General features: G+C 42.9%; 12 protein-coding genes. 9 read left to right on the forward strand and 3 right to left on the reverse strand.

Translation table 11 applies throughout. The features are described 5' to 3' along the window. Window positions 1-280: 280 nt before the first annotated feature. On the reverse strand, window positions 281-1,282 hold the full coding sequence (locus ACT3RN_RS10205; RefSeq protein ID WP_192519731.1) for a DUF368 domain-containing protein: 1,002 nt from the start codon (window positions 1,280-1,282) through the stop codon (window positions 281-283). Between the two features lie 213 nt (window positions 1,283-1,495). Then, entirely contained in the window at window positions 1,496-2,686 is a 1,191-nt protein-coding gene (serB, locus tag ACT3RN_RS10210; protein ID WP_192519732.1) for a phosphoserine phosphatase SerB, read from the reverse strand. A 404-nt stretch (window positions 2,687-3,090) separates the two neighbouring features. On the opposite strand from serB, the gene ACT3RN_RS10215 reads away from it, so the two are divergent. From ACT3RN_RS10215 to ACT3RN_RS10245, 7 genes are all read left to right on the forward strand, one after another. Beyond that, window positions 3,091-4,566 (forward strand): hypothetical protein, encoded by a 1,476-nt coding sequence (locus ACT3RN_RS10215; RefSeq protein WP_192519733.1) that lies wholly within the window; start codon window positions 3,091-3,093, stop codon window positions 4,564-4,566. Window positions 4,567-4,752: 186 nt separating this feature from the next. Next, a complete protein-coding gene (locus ACT3RN_RS10220) occupies window positions 4,753-4,989 on the forward strand; it encodes a PA3496 family putative envelope integrity protein (protein ID WP_192519734.1) in 237 nt (78 codons plus the stop codon). Between the two features lie 435 nt (window positions 4,990-5,424). Further along, on the forward strand, window positions 5,425-5,982 hold the full coding sequence (locus ACT3RN_RS10225) for a UPF0149 family protein (RefSeq protein WP_192519735.1): 558 nt from the start codon (window positions 5,425-5,427) through the stop codon (window positions 5,980-5,982). A gap of 34 nt (window positions 5,983-6,016) precedes the next feature. Continuing rightward, window positions 6,017-6,526, forward strand: a complete 510-nt coding sequence (locus ACT3RN_RS10230) for a hypothetical protein (protein WP_192519736.1) — start codon at window positions 6,017-6,019, stop codon at window positions 6,524-6,526. Window positions 6,527-6,549: 23 nt separating this feature from the next. Next, window positions 6,550-7,008: a YbjQ family protein gene (locus ACT3RN_RS10235; protein ID WP_192519737.1), complete on the forward strand. Its 459-nt coding sequence runs from the start codon at window positions 6,550-6,552 to the stop codon at window positions 7,006-7,008. 49 nt (window positions 7,009-7,057) lie between these two features. Next, complete coding sequence (locus ACT3RN_RS10240; RefSeq protein ID WP_192519738.1) at window positions 7,058-7,528, forward strand: YbjQ family protein; 471 nt, start codon at window positions 7,058-7,060, stop codon at window positions 7,526-7,528. An 890-nt stretch (window positions 7,529-8,418) separates the two neighbouring features. Next, window positions 8,419-9,342 carry a bile acid:sodium symporter family protein gene (locus ACT3RN_RS10245; RefSeq protein ID WP_192519739.1) on the forward strand — a complete coding sequence of 308 codons (924 nt, stop codon included), beginning with the start codon at window positions 8,419-8,421 and terminating at the stop codon, window positions 9,340-9,342. A gap of 305 nt (window positions 9,343-9,647) precedes the next feature. On the opposite strand, the gene ACT3RN_RS10250 is transcribed toward ACT3RN_RS10245, so the two are convergent. After that, window positions 9,648-10,820, reverse strand: coding sequence for a formate/nitrite transporter family protein (locus ACT3RN_RS10250; protein WP_318779535.1), 1,173 nt, complete (start codon window positions 10,818-10,820; stop codon window positions 9,648-9,650). Window positions 10,821-11,200: 380 nt separating this feature from the next. On the opposite strand from ACT3RN_RS10250, the gene ACT3RN_RS10255 reads away from it, so the two are divergent. Together ACT3RN_RS10255 and ACT3RN_RS10260 are read left to right on the forward strand one after the other, a co-directional pair. Next, window positions 11,201-11,638: a hypothetical protein gene (locus ACT3RN_RS10255; RefSeq protein WP_192519740.1), complete on the forward strand. Its 438-nt coding sequence runs from the start codon at window positions 11,201-11,203 to the stop codon at window positions 11,636-11,638. 130 nt (window positions 11,639-11,768) lie between these two features. Further along, a complete protein-coding gene (locus tag ACT3RN_RS10260) occupies window positions 11,769-14,702 on the forward strand; it encodes a valine--tRNA ligase (RefSeq protein ID WP_192519741.1) in 2,934 nt (977 codons plus the stop codon). Window positions 14,703-14,784: the final 82 nt, after the last annotated feature.

Consider the following 14,784-nt stretch of genomic DNA (forward strand, 5'->3'; position numbering starts at 1 on the left):
AATATAGTCAATAACATCATTCATCTCGCTATTCATAAGGTGAATTCCAATAAGACTATTATGAAAGTTTACTGAGCAAAGCTGAAGAGGGTAAAGGTCACTTTGCGACAACCGATGACGTTTGGTTTTTTAGTCTATTTAATGGTTTGCTAAGATGGGGTCTGAGACTAAGCGCCATAAGGATAGGCGCTTATTTTGAGAAAGAATAGCGGTTTTTTCTAAACGTAAGGCGACATTCACGTGTGCCGATTCGTGAGAGGTTTTGTGTGTTTAATGGCGACTAAACATCGTTGTTATGATGATTGTTATAACGACCCCACCAAGAGATAAACGATACCAAGACAGCACCTAATACCATCAGTCCCAGTGTTGTGAGCCAATGCGCACCTGTAGGGTAGTGCCATGGCATCACATTGACGACGGTCTCACTATCAAGTGTGTTTAAGGCATCTACTTTCCATGGCCATATCTTCACCAAGGATCCTGCGATAAAGCCTGTGAGCAGTGCCAACATTGCTTGATAATAGCGAGATAGCAGCCATTTGAGTGCGTGGGTAAATAGTAGTAGTCCAGTGAGCATTCCTGCCATAACTGTGAAAATGGCTGTGAAATTAAGGGTGTGTACCGCTTCTAATACAGCGTCATAAGCACCTAGTAATAAGAGGATAAAGGAGCCGGATATCCCTGGTAATATCATGGCACAAATCGCAATTGCTCCTGCAAAAAACAAATAAGCTAAGCTTGGTGTGGTGGATAGCAACGGCAAACTGCTAATAACCACAGCACTAACGAGACCTGCTGCAAACAGCAGCGCTCGGCTTATATTCCATCGTTTAATCTCGCTTAATAATATAAAGATGGTGGCGACGACCAGTCCAAAAAAGAACGACCAAATTAGTAACGGCTGGTTATCTAATAGGTGCTTGATAATGCCTGCTAAAGTGGCAAAACTGGTGGCGATACCGAGCAACAAGCATAATAAAAATGTCGCATCAACCTGCCGCCACACAGCAAACAGGCCCTTGACACCACCTTCTTGTCGGAATATCTGCCACAGATTGGGACCGATGCTACCGAGAGCGTTAATCAGACGCTCATAAACGCCAGCAATCAGTGCGATGGTACCGCCAGAGACGCCAGGCACGATATCCGCTGCGCCCATCGCTATTCCTTTGATATACACACCTAACAGTGCTTTTGGACTATCGGTAGCAGTCGCATGGGTATCCAATGGCTGAGAGGCTGACGACTCGCTTGGTCGCGGTGATGGTGATGCCGTCATGGACAATCCTTGATTATTTTGAAATAAGTGTTGGTGATAAAAAGTAAGCGTGGGGAGTAGATAGCCATAGTTGTGTTCAAGCTATAAATCTAAAGATAAAGCTATTAGAATATTGGTTTGAACGATAGCAACACAGCACGAAAGCCAGATTAATGATAAAACATTAACCTAGCTTTTTATATGAATGTGAGCGTGATTGTAAGCATTTGGCATTTATTCAGCAGGAGCAAGTGCTGGATAGCCAAGCGCATAAAGCGTGCCTTCAAGTCCAGTCACATTGATAGCAGAATCGGCACGTGCTTGGACAATAGGTTTGGCATGATAGGCAACACCTAAATCAGCGATGGCCATCATTGGTAAATCATTCGCACCATCACCAATACAGACAACTTGCGACATATCTATGCCTAAACGCTCTGCTGTGTGTTCGACGATCGCCGCTTTTTTGGCACCATTTACGATAGGCAACTGAACATGACCAGTGACTTTACCTTCTTCAATATCTAAGAAGTTTGCATGTACTTCATCAATCCCCAATTGCTCTGCGATATAACGGGCAAAATAAGTAAAGCCACCTGATACCAATACCGTGTGATAGCCCAAAGTTTTGAGTGCACTGATGGTGGTACGAGCACCTGGTGATATTGTTAAGTGGTTACAGATATTATCGAGCACGTCAGTTGGGATGTTTTTTAACAACGCCACACGTTGGGCAAAAGATTCGTCAAAATCGATTTCGCCGCGCATTGCTGATTCGGTGATGGCAGCGACTTTGTCACCGATACCTGCCGTTTTGGCTAGTTCGACGATGACTTCTTGCTCGATTAAAGTAGAATCCATATCAAAACAGGCAAGCTTATGGGTACGTAGCATATGACCGACGGATAAAATATGACAGTCGACGACATCTACGTTATCTGCGCTATCGGCACTGCGAGTGTTTTTATATTCTTCAGCCAAATCATGACGTAAACGTGCGGTCAGCTGATCGTCAATGATATGAGCGGCGGCGGTTTTTTTGGCAGGGTGCATTAATGTGTCAGTGACTGGTACTAGCAGATAGCGAAATACTTGTGACTGCGTAAATGGTAAACGCTGTGCATTTTTTGCTGTTGGCTCTATGTCAGAAACACTAATATTGACAAAGCTTGCATCGCTGTCTTCAGCAACAGTGACCAGATGCCAGTTTGGCTGCTCATCGACCCATGATTGCACATATTGATGAATATCAAGGGTTGATATTTTAGTCGGTAGCACCACAATCAGGGCGAAAACAGGTAGTGACTGTAACGCGTCAAAGTCATGTAAATTGGTATCGCTAGGTAAGAGAGACGCAATAGAATCAACGGCTTGTTGCCATGCTTTGCTGTCTTTTGGTAACGAATAAGATGTATTGTTTGGCATGGCTCAATTGTCCCTTGTATGCTCATATAAGATTGGGAATAATAGCAGTTTTCCTTGGCAGCGCCTATAGAGGACACGCAAAGTATTAAGGTGTCTGGAAAACGGCTGTAATAGATAAAGAAGCATTTAAAATTGAATGCTATTATCATAAAATTATAAAGCTGCTAACGCTATAAGACTGGTTATGGTGATATAGTAGAGAGGATAGCGGACTGTATTCATGATAAAGTTATCAGTCATAGCTCGTTCAGTATGCACCAGTTTATTAACGTATCATTTATAACGAACATTTTATGCCTGTGTCCGTTATAAATATGTATGCTGCATCATTTTTTAAAATTAGCCAAAAAATGAGCGATAGCCTTGTTTTTTAATTTCTTTTATCCAAAAAAGTTTAACATATCATGACGTATTTAGCGCCGCGGCAAGGGTTGTTTGCCATTATTCTTCTGGTTAGTTTTTGTTTGCAGACTCTCTTATTGGTCATTAGTACTGATCAACAGTTGAGCAAAAGTCGCGCGTTAAAAGGCGAGCAGATGGTTGCACAGCTGATTGATGAAGCTAGGCTGTCTTTAGAAAATAAAGACCGTGTCAGCCTAAGTGTGATTGCCAATCGCTATACCAGCGAGCAAGACGTAACAAAGATACTGATCACTGACAATAAAGATGAAGTATTAGTGCCAGTTGGCAATGCCCCTATGCAGCAGGGTGAGACGATTCGTCAAATTGCTACGAATGGTGATGCTGTCATTGGTAGTGTTGCTCTGACCTTAAAGGATATTAGTAAAGGCGAGATTATCGCCATGCAATGGCCGTTTGTCATTGGCACTATGCTGCTGCATTTACTACTTTGGCTCATTTATGGCTATATTGCCCGTCCAACCAAAGAGCAAATCAATGCGCTCAGCCGTGATATTCAAGATTTGCATCGCGATCAGTATGTAGAAATCAATCAGCGCAATCGTAATCGCGAAAGCCGATCAGTGGATAGCCAAGTAAATGAACATAAAGAAACAGCCAGTCCCGTTGAAAACCCAATAGAAAAACCAACAACCAATGCTCGTAAATTTAATGTACATAGTGAAGTAAATGAGTATTTAAGAACGCAACAGAATCAAGGTGTGGAAAGTGATGCGACAGGACCTATGGCTAGTGCTGTCGATAACACCGCTACTGAGCAAGTAGAGAAAAGCACGACACAAGAAGAAACCAGTGATATTGATGACACGATTCATAAGTCTCATAATGCCACCCGCCTGTCTGCTACACGCTCACTTGATAGCGTGAGAGTGCAAATTGTCTTTCATGATGAGTTTAATATGCTTGAGCGCTTGGCACCTGCTCAACGTTTGCCGTATTTGGCATTATGTACGCAGCTACTGAACCAAGCGGTGACTGAGTTACTTAAGCAGCCGTTGCTGCTAGGTGTCAGCGCAATGAATGAACCACAATTCGATGATGGTGGTGCGAGTGTGGTGTTAAAAGCAGATAACAGTCATGCTAAGGTCGCGTTGGCAGGTGTGATGCTTGGTAAATTATACTTAATGCTCAACAAGATTATTCATGATAAGCATATTGAGCTTTCACGCTTTGCTTTACCTGCAAAAGTGGGTGTCAGCGATGACGCCCAAAGTGATGCTATGACGCAGCTACTACACAGCGTTGGCAAAAAAGAGCAAATGCTAATATTGCTCCCGAATGCTGGACTCAAACAAATCGGTAATCATGTGCAGGTTCAAAGTATCATGCGACCAACTACCGTTTATGAACGTGAGTGTGCCATATTCGATGGTGGTAATGACTCGATGATTCAACGATTAGCTGACGTCCGCAATTCAGTCCTAATGATCGAAAGTGAAGATGAGCCACATATTTCATAGAAAAGGTTTGGCGGTAACTATTTTCACCAATTTATGGATGATTGTCTGTTATATTGACTATATCGTTATCTTGGCTTAGCAGAGGAAAGTAATAAAAAGGATTGACAACGTTCAGTAGAGACTTTATAAGGCATATATATATTAATGTATTCTTAATAACTTTGCTAAAAACAATAGGAGTTTGCCATGAGTGACGCTGATATTGACGACGATTTTGATGGTGAATTTGTCGACGATGATGATGCAAAGATGGTGGAAGAGGCTGAGACTAGCGTGCGTACGCGCTTAAGCAGTCTTGAGAAGCGTCGGCTAATCGACAATCTACTAGAAGAAAAACGTTTGGCCAAAGAGTTAAAAGACGATTTAGATGACATAGATAACTTTGATGAAGATGACGACGATTGGGATGATGAGGACTTTTAATTTTTAGAGTGATGTTATGACTAAAGTGAGAAAACGTCATGTCATTTCAGTCGACTAAAGTGTTGAAGTAATAGATTATCAGCTGGTTTTATTAGGGCGTGTCCTCAACCCAATCGATAGTCATCTAAATGGGTTGAAATGGCTACATATTGCCGAACAGCAGCAAATAGCTAACTGATATCTCGATACTAGACTGACATTTCGATACTATCTGCGCTATTTTCCTTGTTTGACTGCCATTTATCTCATTTTTATTATCCTCTCTAAAATGAGAACACGCCTTAACTCACTGATCTTCTGTTTTCCCAATTTTATGGTTGTCATCAACCTATTTTGAATGTGTTATTCAGATAATCTTTAAATAATCTGTGACCTTGCATTTAATCAATCATTTATGACGACTGTAGCAATCTACTTTTCAAGGACAATTACACCATGAGTAACCAATTAAGTTTTGATGAATTACTAGACTACTTGGATAATCAAGAGAGTCAGTTTGTACTTGACAGTGTCGCTGCGCATGGATTTTTGACAGCGACGGTCATTGGGCGTCCGTTACCTAACTGGATGGATGCATTGTTTGAAGGTCATGTTAGCGAAATACCAGAAAATGTCATCGATGGCATTAAACGCTGGCGTGACTCTATCATGGCTGAGCTAAAAAACGAGACACCTATCGAGCTGCCATTTGGTGAAGATGCGGGTGACGAAGAGGTGGCTGTCGATTTTTCAGATGAGTCAGATATCGTTGCTTGGTCAATCGGTTTTGTCGATGCGATGTATGGTGAGGAAGCCAGTGATTGGTTTGAAGATGAAGAAACAGCAGAAGACGTGGCGGTATTGACCTTGCCAATGATTGTACTGAGCGGTATCGATGATGAAGATCCAGAGCTCGCTGAGATGCGTAAAGACGAAGATAAAATGGTACAAATGGCCAATAGCATCGAAGGCAATTTGACTGAGCTTTTCTTATTGTTTCATACCAATGATTAATTTTAGATATATCACCAAACGCCACAGGCCAATTATGAAAAAGCTATTATTATGTTCGATTTTGGGATTTGTTAGTTTGGTCGGTTGCACTACAACATATTCTTTAAACACGAAGAGTAATGTAAGTGTAGCGAAGATGAAGGTGGACTCAGTGAATGTTACCTTGAAGCAAAAATATGACAATCCAGTGTTTTATAGCCAAGCTGATATTGAAACGTATGTTAGTAATTGTTTAGTTACTGAGCTGTCTAAAGAGGGCAAGTACCAGGCGAATGCAAATGCTGGTTTAGATATAGATGTAGAATATAGAAGAATTTACTCGGGTGAAGCCTTTGGTATGAAAAAATCTATCGGCAGCCCCGAAATTGCCTATAGCTATCAAGTTGTTAGTGACGACAAGATCCTACAACAAAATGAAGAAAAAGAGCTTTTTGTGAATGCAGGATTATTAGGAAACTTTAACTATGTAGGTAATACTGAAAAAGAAGATGAAAATATGTATATAGATGCGTTATGTCGTCATATCGCTCAGAAAATTTACTGATTTTTTAATTAGGTCACGATACTATGCAACTCTCTAACCTTGAACACTTACCTAATTATCAAATCACCGAGCGTTTAGATGTGGTGTACGGCAGTACGGTACGCTCAAAGCACGTCGGTAAAGACTTGTTTGCTGGACTAAAAAACATCGTCGGTGGTGAGTTGACGGCTTATACCGAGCTGTTAGAAGAGTCGCGTCAAGAAGCGATAGACCGCATGATTGTCAAGGCAGAATCTTTGGGTGCTGATGCAGTCGTTGGTTTGCGTTTTTCGACCTCTAGTATCGCACAGGGAGCTTCTGAGCTATTTGTTTATGGTACTGCTGTCAAAGCGATACCCATGCCGCAGCAGTCATTTCAAAATCCGCCAAGCGATTCTCATTATCAAACGGGTCAATCGCATCACTCAGGTCAACACCCAAGTACGCAAACCCCATCATCAGAACCTACTGATGAGTTGCCACGTTTCAATCCTTTTGGTTAGATGACCGAATCTTAAAGCAGTGATGCTTTTGTATGATAAGAGACGTGCCATGAACAATTCCCTTACCCAATTTCTCATCAACTATGCACCGTTTGTTTTATTATTCGCAGCTGGTTGGTTTTTTGGCACGCGTCATGAGCGTCAGCATTTGGCACAGTTGAGCATCGACGAGCAAGCACTGAGTCATATTATTGTATCAAGCGAACGCTTTTATCGTCCCAATATCGCGGCTGATAGTCAGGGTGAGTTGGTACTAGGTAGTGTGGTGATCGGTCAAGATTACTTCAAAATGATTATCGCCCGTGTCTTAAGTATCTTTGGTAAAAATCTGACCACCTACGAGACGTTATTAGATCGCGCCCGCCGTGAGGCTATCGTACGGATGCGTACTGAGGCCAATGCCAAAGGTTGTAATCATATTTATGGTCTGCGCCTTGAGGTGACTAATGTCAATCAACTGGGTAGCATGGTAGAAGCCATCGCCTATGGTACGGCAGTCATCAGTACTGACCGTCACTAAAGTCCTGCCAATTTAAGATATATCCTTAATCTTACCTTCTTTCTTATCCCCAAAATAAGCACTTGTCTTAGGGTATGTCCTCATTTTAAAAATGATGATCAAAATAAGATAAATTGCAGTCAAACGAGGAAAATAGCGCAGATAATATCGGGATATTAACCAGATATTTGACGATGTTTGGCAAAATTTAGCTATTTTTAGCCCATTTAGAGGGCACTCGTTTGAATTGAGGACACGCCCTAGTTATCCTTGCGTTGCTATCACTGTCTAACAAGAAATTATAGAGGGTCGACTATATTATGCTTGAACTTTTCTTCTGGGGCTTCCTGCTACTTTTACAGATTGTTTTTGGGCTACTGATATTTTATGGTGTGTTTAAAGTGATGCTCTGGTCTAGTCGTACAAAGCTTTCAAAACGTACTTCAAGCTCATCTTCTGGAGATGACGTCAACAACAGTAACAGTAATCATAGCGGATATAGCAGCAATGATTCTTGTGGTGACAGCGGTAGCGATGGCGGCGGGTGTGATTGATTCTTTTCTTAGCGACAAATCTACTCGTTCTAAGCCTAATAATATAAATAATGGTATACCCTAAAGTTTTTCTGTACTTTTATATGGCGGATATCCTACGTTTGAATACTGACTGGTGAGTAGTTGAATAAAATGGATAAAGCTGCCTTTACAACGATATACTTTATGATACCGCTCTATTACGATTATTGAATATATATGAAAGATGGCATGGAATGCTGTCGAGTAATGTTGTCATACAAAACGTTGATGACGTCGATGGCTTTTACCCAAGATATCAGCAGGATTGGCTGATTAAGCATCACAAAGTTGTCATAAAACTGCCTATGTAAGGGCTCTATCTACAAGGATGTAGTTATGGAAGGTGTGGAGTTAGTCACGTTTGTAAATTCAAAAGTCATTCCCATTGGAATTTTTCTGATTATGATGGGAATGGGTCTATCCTTAGTCACCAATGACTTTAAAAGAGTCGTCAAATACCCTAAAGCAGTCGCGATAGGACTCACCAATCAGTTGCTGTTCTTACCATTAATTGGTTTTGCTTTGGCAAGCCTGATGTCACTAGAGCCTGAATACGCAATTGGGGTTATGTTATTGGTACTGTGCCCTGGTGGCACCACATCAAACCTATTTACCTATTTGGCCAAAGGCGATGTCGCGCTTTCGGTGACCATGACAGCTATCTCAAGCGTGGTCACGGTATTTAGTATTCCTATCGTACTCAGCTTTTCGCTCGTGTACTTTATGGGTGCTGGTAGTGAGTTCCAATTACCAGTGGTCAAGACCATGGTCAGCCTAATTGCACTGACTATCCTGCCTGTTAGTATTGGTATGCTGATCAAACGTTATGCCCCCAGTGTGGCAGATAAAACGCAGGTTCTGGTTTCTCGTTTTGGCGTGATATTTTTGAGCTTTTTGGTTCTATTCTTGAGCTATGTGCAAAAAGATATCATTGTAGAGGCCTTAATAGCCACTGGCCCTGTATCATTGATATTAAACGTGTCAACGATGGCACTTGGTTATTACACCAGTAAATGGTTCGGTCTGAATCCAGAACAAAGAAGATCGATTACTATGGAAGTTGGCCTACAGAACAGTACGCTTTCGATGTTTATGGCATTGACACTATTGGCCAATTATAAAATGTCGCTGACGCCAGCTATTTATACGCTAATTATGTTTTTAACCGCAGGTATTATGGTGAGAGTATTTAGCGCGCAACACAATAAGGCGAAGCAAATTGAGATAGACCGTAGTGTGATGGCAGCACGTAGGCTTTAACTTCGGGGCTTTATGTTTGGGGCTTAAGTTTTTAAACTTGAGCTTCTAAAATTGAGCTTCTAGACCTGAACTTTTAGGTTTGAGTTGGAACTCAAGCAACCGCCTTTTAATGAAGCGTTTGGTAAATTGCGGTCACCGCTTTATTGACTGAACCCCATAACTGGCTTGATATTTTAAAGCTTGTCATGGGGTTTTGCACTCGCAGTCGTCATAACTCATTCTCTTATTATTGCCGACAAGTGGCAGCAGGCAATGAGACATAGAGGAGAGCAGGGCTAAAAACACAGCTGGGCTAAGAATAAAGCTTAACGATGACGTGCATTTACTCTGGCTTTAGCGTTAGCTGTCTGCTCTTTTACTTTTTCAACTTCAAATAGGAAGGTACGGTTTTTGAGCACTGCGACAAACACCACGCCACCGATCGTATTGCCCACCAGCACTATCGCTAAAAACAGTAAGTAACGCCAAAGACTGACACTACTGCCATACAGTAAGGCAGAAAACACCTCGATGTTGCCCACGATACTATGATGTAAACCTAAAAACCCGATACTGCCTGTGATGATGGTGACTAAGACAATTCGGCTAAGGGTATCGCGTGCTGAGGTCACTAGCCATGCGGTAACGCCCATCATCCAACCAGCCAGTACTGAACTGCCAAATATCACCCACCACTCAAACGTTAAAACATGCTCGGCATAAGTGTCAATGTCGCTGGCACTAAACAGCTGCATGTTTAAGCCGAGGCCAATCATCAATGCGGCAAATAAACAACCACCAACCAGATTACCAGCGATGACAATGCCCCATAAACGTAGCAATTTATTCAAGGGTTCAATACCGTTGAGCACTGGCAAGCTTAGTAGGGAGGTTTGCTCGGTAAATAATAACGACTGACCGATGACCACAATAATGAAGCCGATGGGGTAAAGTAATGAGGCGAGTACGATGGCGTATTCACTGGGTATGACTCCGCTGAGGAGCGCAAAAGCCGATAAAATCATAAAGAAGCTAATACCAATTTCAAGCCCAGCGGTAAAAGCACTGGTAAAGAGTGAGCCAAGCGAGCGCTCAAAGGTTTCTTTGGCGTCCATGACTTGCTCGACTAGGATGCTGGCATAGCTTTTTGCATGACTCGAATCATTGTCATTGGCGACTTTTTTGATGGTTTCTTTGTCTTCGTCACTGATTTCTTCTGGGAGATCATCCTCTTTTATGTCTTCAGTGGTCTTTGTTTTATCAGCATCGTCACTGTCTTTGTTGTTGCCATTAGCACTAGTATTGTCATTAGCTTTGCTATCGGCGCTGTCTTCCTCAGAGTCTTTTTGGTTGCTTTTTTGCTGACTGTCTTGACGGCTTTCTTTTTGACCTTTTTGCTTTCCTGCTTTATGACTGTCATCAGCCACACCCTCATAATCTGCATATGAGTTCTGTGGGTCTTTTTGATGATTAGTATGACTATCAGTATCTTGGGGCACGGTAAGCTCACTGGTTAAGAGGGAATAATTTTAGTATCTGATCTATTCTATAGCAGGACTATAATCTATTATGTTTAGTATTCAGCTGATTGCTGTTGTTAATTCTTTATCCTGACTCTTAGTCAAATCTATTTTTTAGTAGACCTCTTGCAAAAGTACCAGTTCATTGACTTCCACTAATAGAACCGCAAGAACTAGCGATGACTTATGCAAGAGGTATAATGTAGCGGTGAGAGATTATGAGAACATTATCTAAATATAGCCCTTGGCAAAGCGAGATGGTAGTGACGGCTAGTCTTCTGAAGCTTGATTTATTATCCGATAAGCAAATTGTCGAATAAGCTCATTACTTACTTGATAACGAATACTACGATGATGAGATGTTATCGATAATTGATGATGACCCTATATATCCGAGAGGCAATAAAGAGTCACTTCAAAGAGCACTTTCTGGTTTAGGCTTTCCAGATATTAATACAGAGCAGGCTAAGTGGATTTATACTTATGCCATCGTTCATGTATTTATTGAACAGCCTGAAAATTACCATATTTTTGAGGATAGTCAGTTAGATATTTATAATAAATTCTATGAGTTTTTAGATGAGGGTAGTCATCTACAAGCAGTAGATGGGTTTAAAGGTTTGATTTATCAATTAGATGATGCTTATGGCAACGTAAAAATGGGAGAAGTTTACAAAGGTTATAATGATCCATCGACGCTAATGATCTTAGAAAAAGAGTTTTTTCGACTTTGTAAGCAGTGGGTGAAAGATAATAAGCCAAAGATAGAGTGTATTTTCGAAGAGCTATACGCTTAAATGACCTTAGCATCTAACAAAATCTGCCTATCTGCGTTAAAATCACTCTATTCATTATTTTCCTAATTTTTATATTAGCTTTAATCCAATTAATTTTGATCACATTCAATCAATAAAAGATAATGCCATTATGAGTAACCACAACCTCACCACATCTATTCAAGCGGCCTTAAGCCAGTTAGAGAATGCGTATAATCCTGCACAAGTCGAAGCAGGCATGTATCAAAGCTGGGAAGAGAGCGGCTATTTTCAGCCGACATTTGATAAAGACGAGTCGTTTTCTATCGCGCTACCACCGCCGAACGTTACAGGCTCGCTGCACATGGGTCATGGCTTTAACAATGCGATTATGGATGCACTCACGCGTTATCACCGTATGGATGGTGACAATACGCTGTGGCAACCGGGTACAGATCACGCTGGTATCGCCACCCAAATGGTTGTTGAACGTCGCCTAGAAGCGCAAGGCTTGAAGCGCCGTGATATGACGCGTGCAGACTTCATCGATAAAGTGTGGGAGTGGAAAGAAGAGTCGGGCGGCAATATCACCAGCCAAATTCGCCGTTTGGGCAGCTCGGTTGACTGGTCGCGTGAGCGCTTTACCATGGATGATGGTCTATCCAACGCGGTAAAAGAAGTGTTCGTTCGTCTGTTTGATGATGGTCTTATTTATCGCGGTAAGCGTCTAGTGAATTGGGATCCTAAGTTCCAGACTGCGCTGTCTGACTTAGAAGTAGAGAACCATGACGAAAAAGGCAGCTTGTGGCATTTCCGCTATCATTTCACCGATGCAGACCTAACCACTCAAGATGGCAAAAACTATCTGGTAGTAGCGACCACGCGTCCTGAAACCTTATTAGGTGATACCGCTGTCGCCGTCAATCCTAGCGATGAGCGTTATGCACACTTAGTGGGCAAGACCATTACCTTACCAATTACTGGTCGTGTCGTACCTATCGTCGCTGATGACTATGTCGAGAGCGACTTTGGTACGGGCTGTGTCAAAATCACCCCAGCGCATGATTTTAACGATTATGAATTGGGTCGTCGTCATGACTTGCCATTGATTAATATCTTGGATGAGCGCGCCAATATCCTACCAGCGATGGAAGTCTATCCTGATCTGCAAACGCGTGAGCCAGAGCTAGAGACCACGCCTAGCGAGTATGCAGGGCTAGAGCGTTTCGCTGCGCGTAAGTTCCTTGTGGCGCAAGCAGGCGAGCAGGGCTGGCTAGAAGACATCGAAGACTACGCCCTAAAAGCCCCACGTGCTGAGCGTGGCGGTACGATCGTTGAGCCATGGTTGACCGATCAGTGGTATGTCGCGGTCAAAGAGCTGGCCAAGCCTGCGATTGACGCAGTAGAAGACGGCAGCATCGAGTTCGTCCCTGCGCAGTACAAAAACATGTACATGGCATGGATGACCGATCTACAAGACTGGTGCATCAGTCGTCAGCTCTGGTGGGGACATCGTATCCCTGCATGGTATGACGATGCGACGGGTGAAATCTATGTGGCCCGTGACGAAGTGGAAGTACGTAGCAAGTATAATCTCAGCGACGATGCCGTATTGCGCCAAGATGATGATGTGCTCGATACGTGGTTTAGCTCGGGTCTGTGGACGTTTAGTACGCTTGACTGGGCAGACGTCAACGCTGATCCGCGCGTGATGGACACTTTCCATCCAACCAGCGTGCTCGTGACAGGTTTTGACATTATTTTCTTTTGGGTCGCCCGCATGATCATGATGACCATGCACTTCGTGAAAAACGAAGACGGCACGCCGCAAGTACCGTTTAAGACCGTCTATGTGCATGGTCTGGTACGTGATGGTAATGGTCAAAAAATGTCAAAATCAAAAGGTAATGTCTTAGATCCAATCGATCTAATCGACGGTATTGATCTAGAAGCGCTGGTAGACAAACGCACCAGCAATATGATGAATCCAAAAGACGCGGCCAAAATCGAAAAGCAAACGCGTAAAGAGTTCCCAGAAGGCATCCCAGCGTATGGAACCGACGCACTGCGCTTTACCTTTACCTCATTGGCCAGTACTGGTCGCGATATCAACTTTGATCTAAAGCGTGTCGAGGGCTATCGTAACTTCTGTAATAAAATCTGGAACGCCAGTCGTTTTGTACTGATGAACTGTGTCGATGGCGAAGGCAGTGCCAAGCCTATCGATCAAGCGGCCAACCCTGATGTTTGGGAGCTACCAGAAAAATGGATCATGAGTCGTCTGAACTCTAGTATTGCCAATATCCATCAGCATTTCGCCCAGTATCGTCTCGATATGGTCAGCCAAGATATCTATGAGTTTATCTGGAATGAGTACTGTGATTGGTACGTTGAGCTAGCCAAAGCCAGTCTAAACGATGACTCAGTGTCGGATGAGCGTAAAGCGCAAATCCGCTATGTGCTACTGCATGTGCTAGAGACAGCACTACGCTTCACTCATCCAATCATGCCGTATCTGACTGAGCAAATCTGGCAGACCATCGCGCCGCTACTGGGTCGAAAAAACACCGACAGCATCGTGGTCGCTGACTATCCACAGACCGATGATAGCCAAATCAGTGAGCAGACAGAAGCGGATATGGCGTGGTTACAGGAGCTAATCGCGAGCGTCCGTAACATCCGTGGTGAGATGAAACTGGGTAATGCGGTACGTTTACCAGTACTGCTACAGAATATCTCGCTAGCAGAAGATGAGCGCCTATCGCGCATTGCCAATCAGTTTAAAGCGCTCGCTAAAGTAGATAGCTTAGCCATCGTCAAAGAGGGCGATGAAGTACCGCTATCATCATCAAGTATGGTCGGTCAGCTACGCGTACTCGTACCGATGAAAGGGTTAATCGATCCTACGGCTGAGCTGGCACGTCTGGATAAAGCGCATGAAAAGCTACAAAAGCAAGCTGATGGTATCGCGCGTAAGCTAGGTAATGAAGGCTTTGTCAGCAAAGCACCTGCACAAGTGGTCGAAGCAGAGAAAGCGAAACTGGCTGAGCTAGAAGGGCAGTTGACCGCGATGACGGCGCAAATGGAAGAGTTGAAAGCGTTGTAATGTTTCTAAATTAGCTACGAAAAAGCCACCTAATTTTAGGTGGCTTTTTTATACTCATAAAAGTCTTCAAACGTTGATTACA

The sequence above is a fragment of the Psychrobacter sp. AOP5-GZ1-6 genome (assembly GCF_052376345.1).
In the GTDB taxonomy this organism is placed as follows: Bacteria; Pseudomonadota; Gammaproteobacteria; order Pseudomonadales; family Moraxellaceae; genus Psychrobacter.

Coding starts and splice junctions, on each gene's coding strand:
- ACT3RN_RS10245 (WP_192519739.1), top strand. CDS start 8,419: ATGGAAGGTGTGGAGTTAGTCACGTTTGTAAATTCAAAAGTCATTCCC.
- ACT3RN_RS10235 (WP_192519737.1), top strand. CDS start 6,550: ATGCAACTCTCTAACCTTGAACACTTACCTAATTATCAAATCACCGAG.
- ACT3RN_RS10225 (WP_192519735.1), top strand. CDS start 5,425: ATGAGTAACCAATTAAGTTTTGATGAATTACTAGACTACTTGGATAAT.
- ACT3RN_RS10215 (WP_192519733.1), top strand. CDS start 3,091: ATGACGTATTTAGCGCCGCGGCAAGGGTTGTTTGCCATTATTCTTCTG.
- ACT3RN_RS10240 (WP_192519738.1), top strand. CDS start 7,058: ATGAACAATTCCCTTACCCAATTTCTCATCAACTATGCACCGTTTGTT.
- serB (WP_192519732.1), bottom strand. CDS start 2,686: ATGCCAAACAATACATCTTATTCGTTACCAAAAGACAGCAAAGCATGG.
- ACT3RN_RS10255 (WP_192519740.1), top strand. CDS start 11,201: ATGTTATCGATAATTGATGATGACCCTATATATCCGAGAGGCAATAAA.
- ACT3RN_RS10205 (WP_192519731.1), bottom strand. CDS start 1,282: ATGACGGCATCACCATCACCGCGACCAAGCGAGTCGTCAGCCTCTCAG.
- ACT3RN_RS10260 (WP_192519741.1), top strand. CDS start 11,769: ATGAGTAACCACAACCTCACCACATCTATTCAAGCGGCCTTAAGCCAG.
- ACT3RN_RS10220 (WP_192519734.1), top strand. CDS start 4,753: ATGAGTGACGCTGATATTGACGACGATTTTGATGGTGAATTTGTCGAC.
- ACT3RN_RS10230 (WP_192519736.1), top strand. CDS start 6,017: ATGAAAAAGCTATTATTATGTTCGATTTTGGGATTTGTTAGTTTGGTC.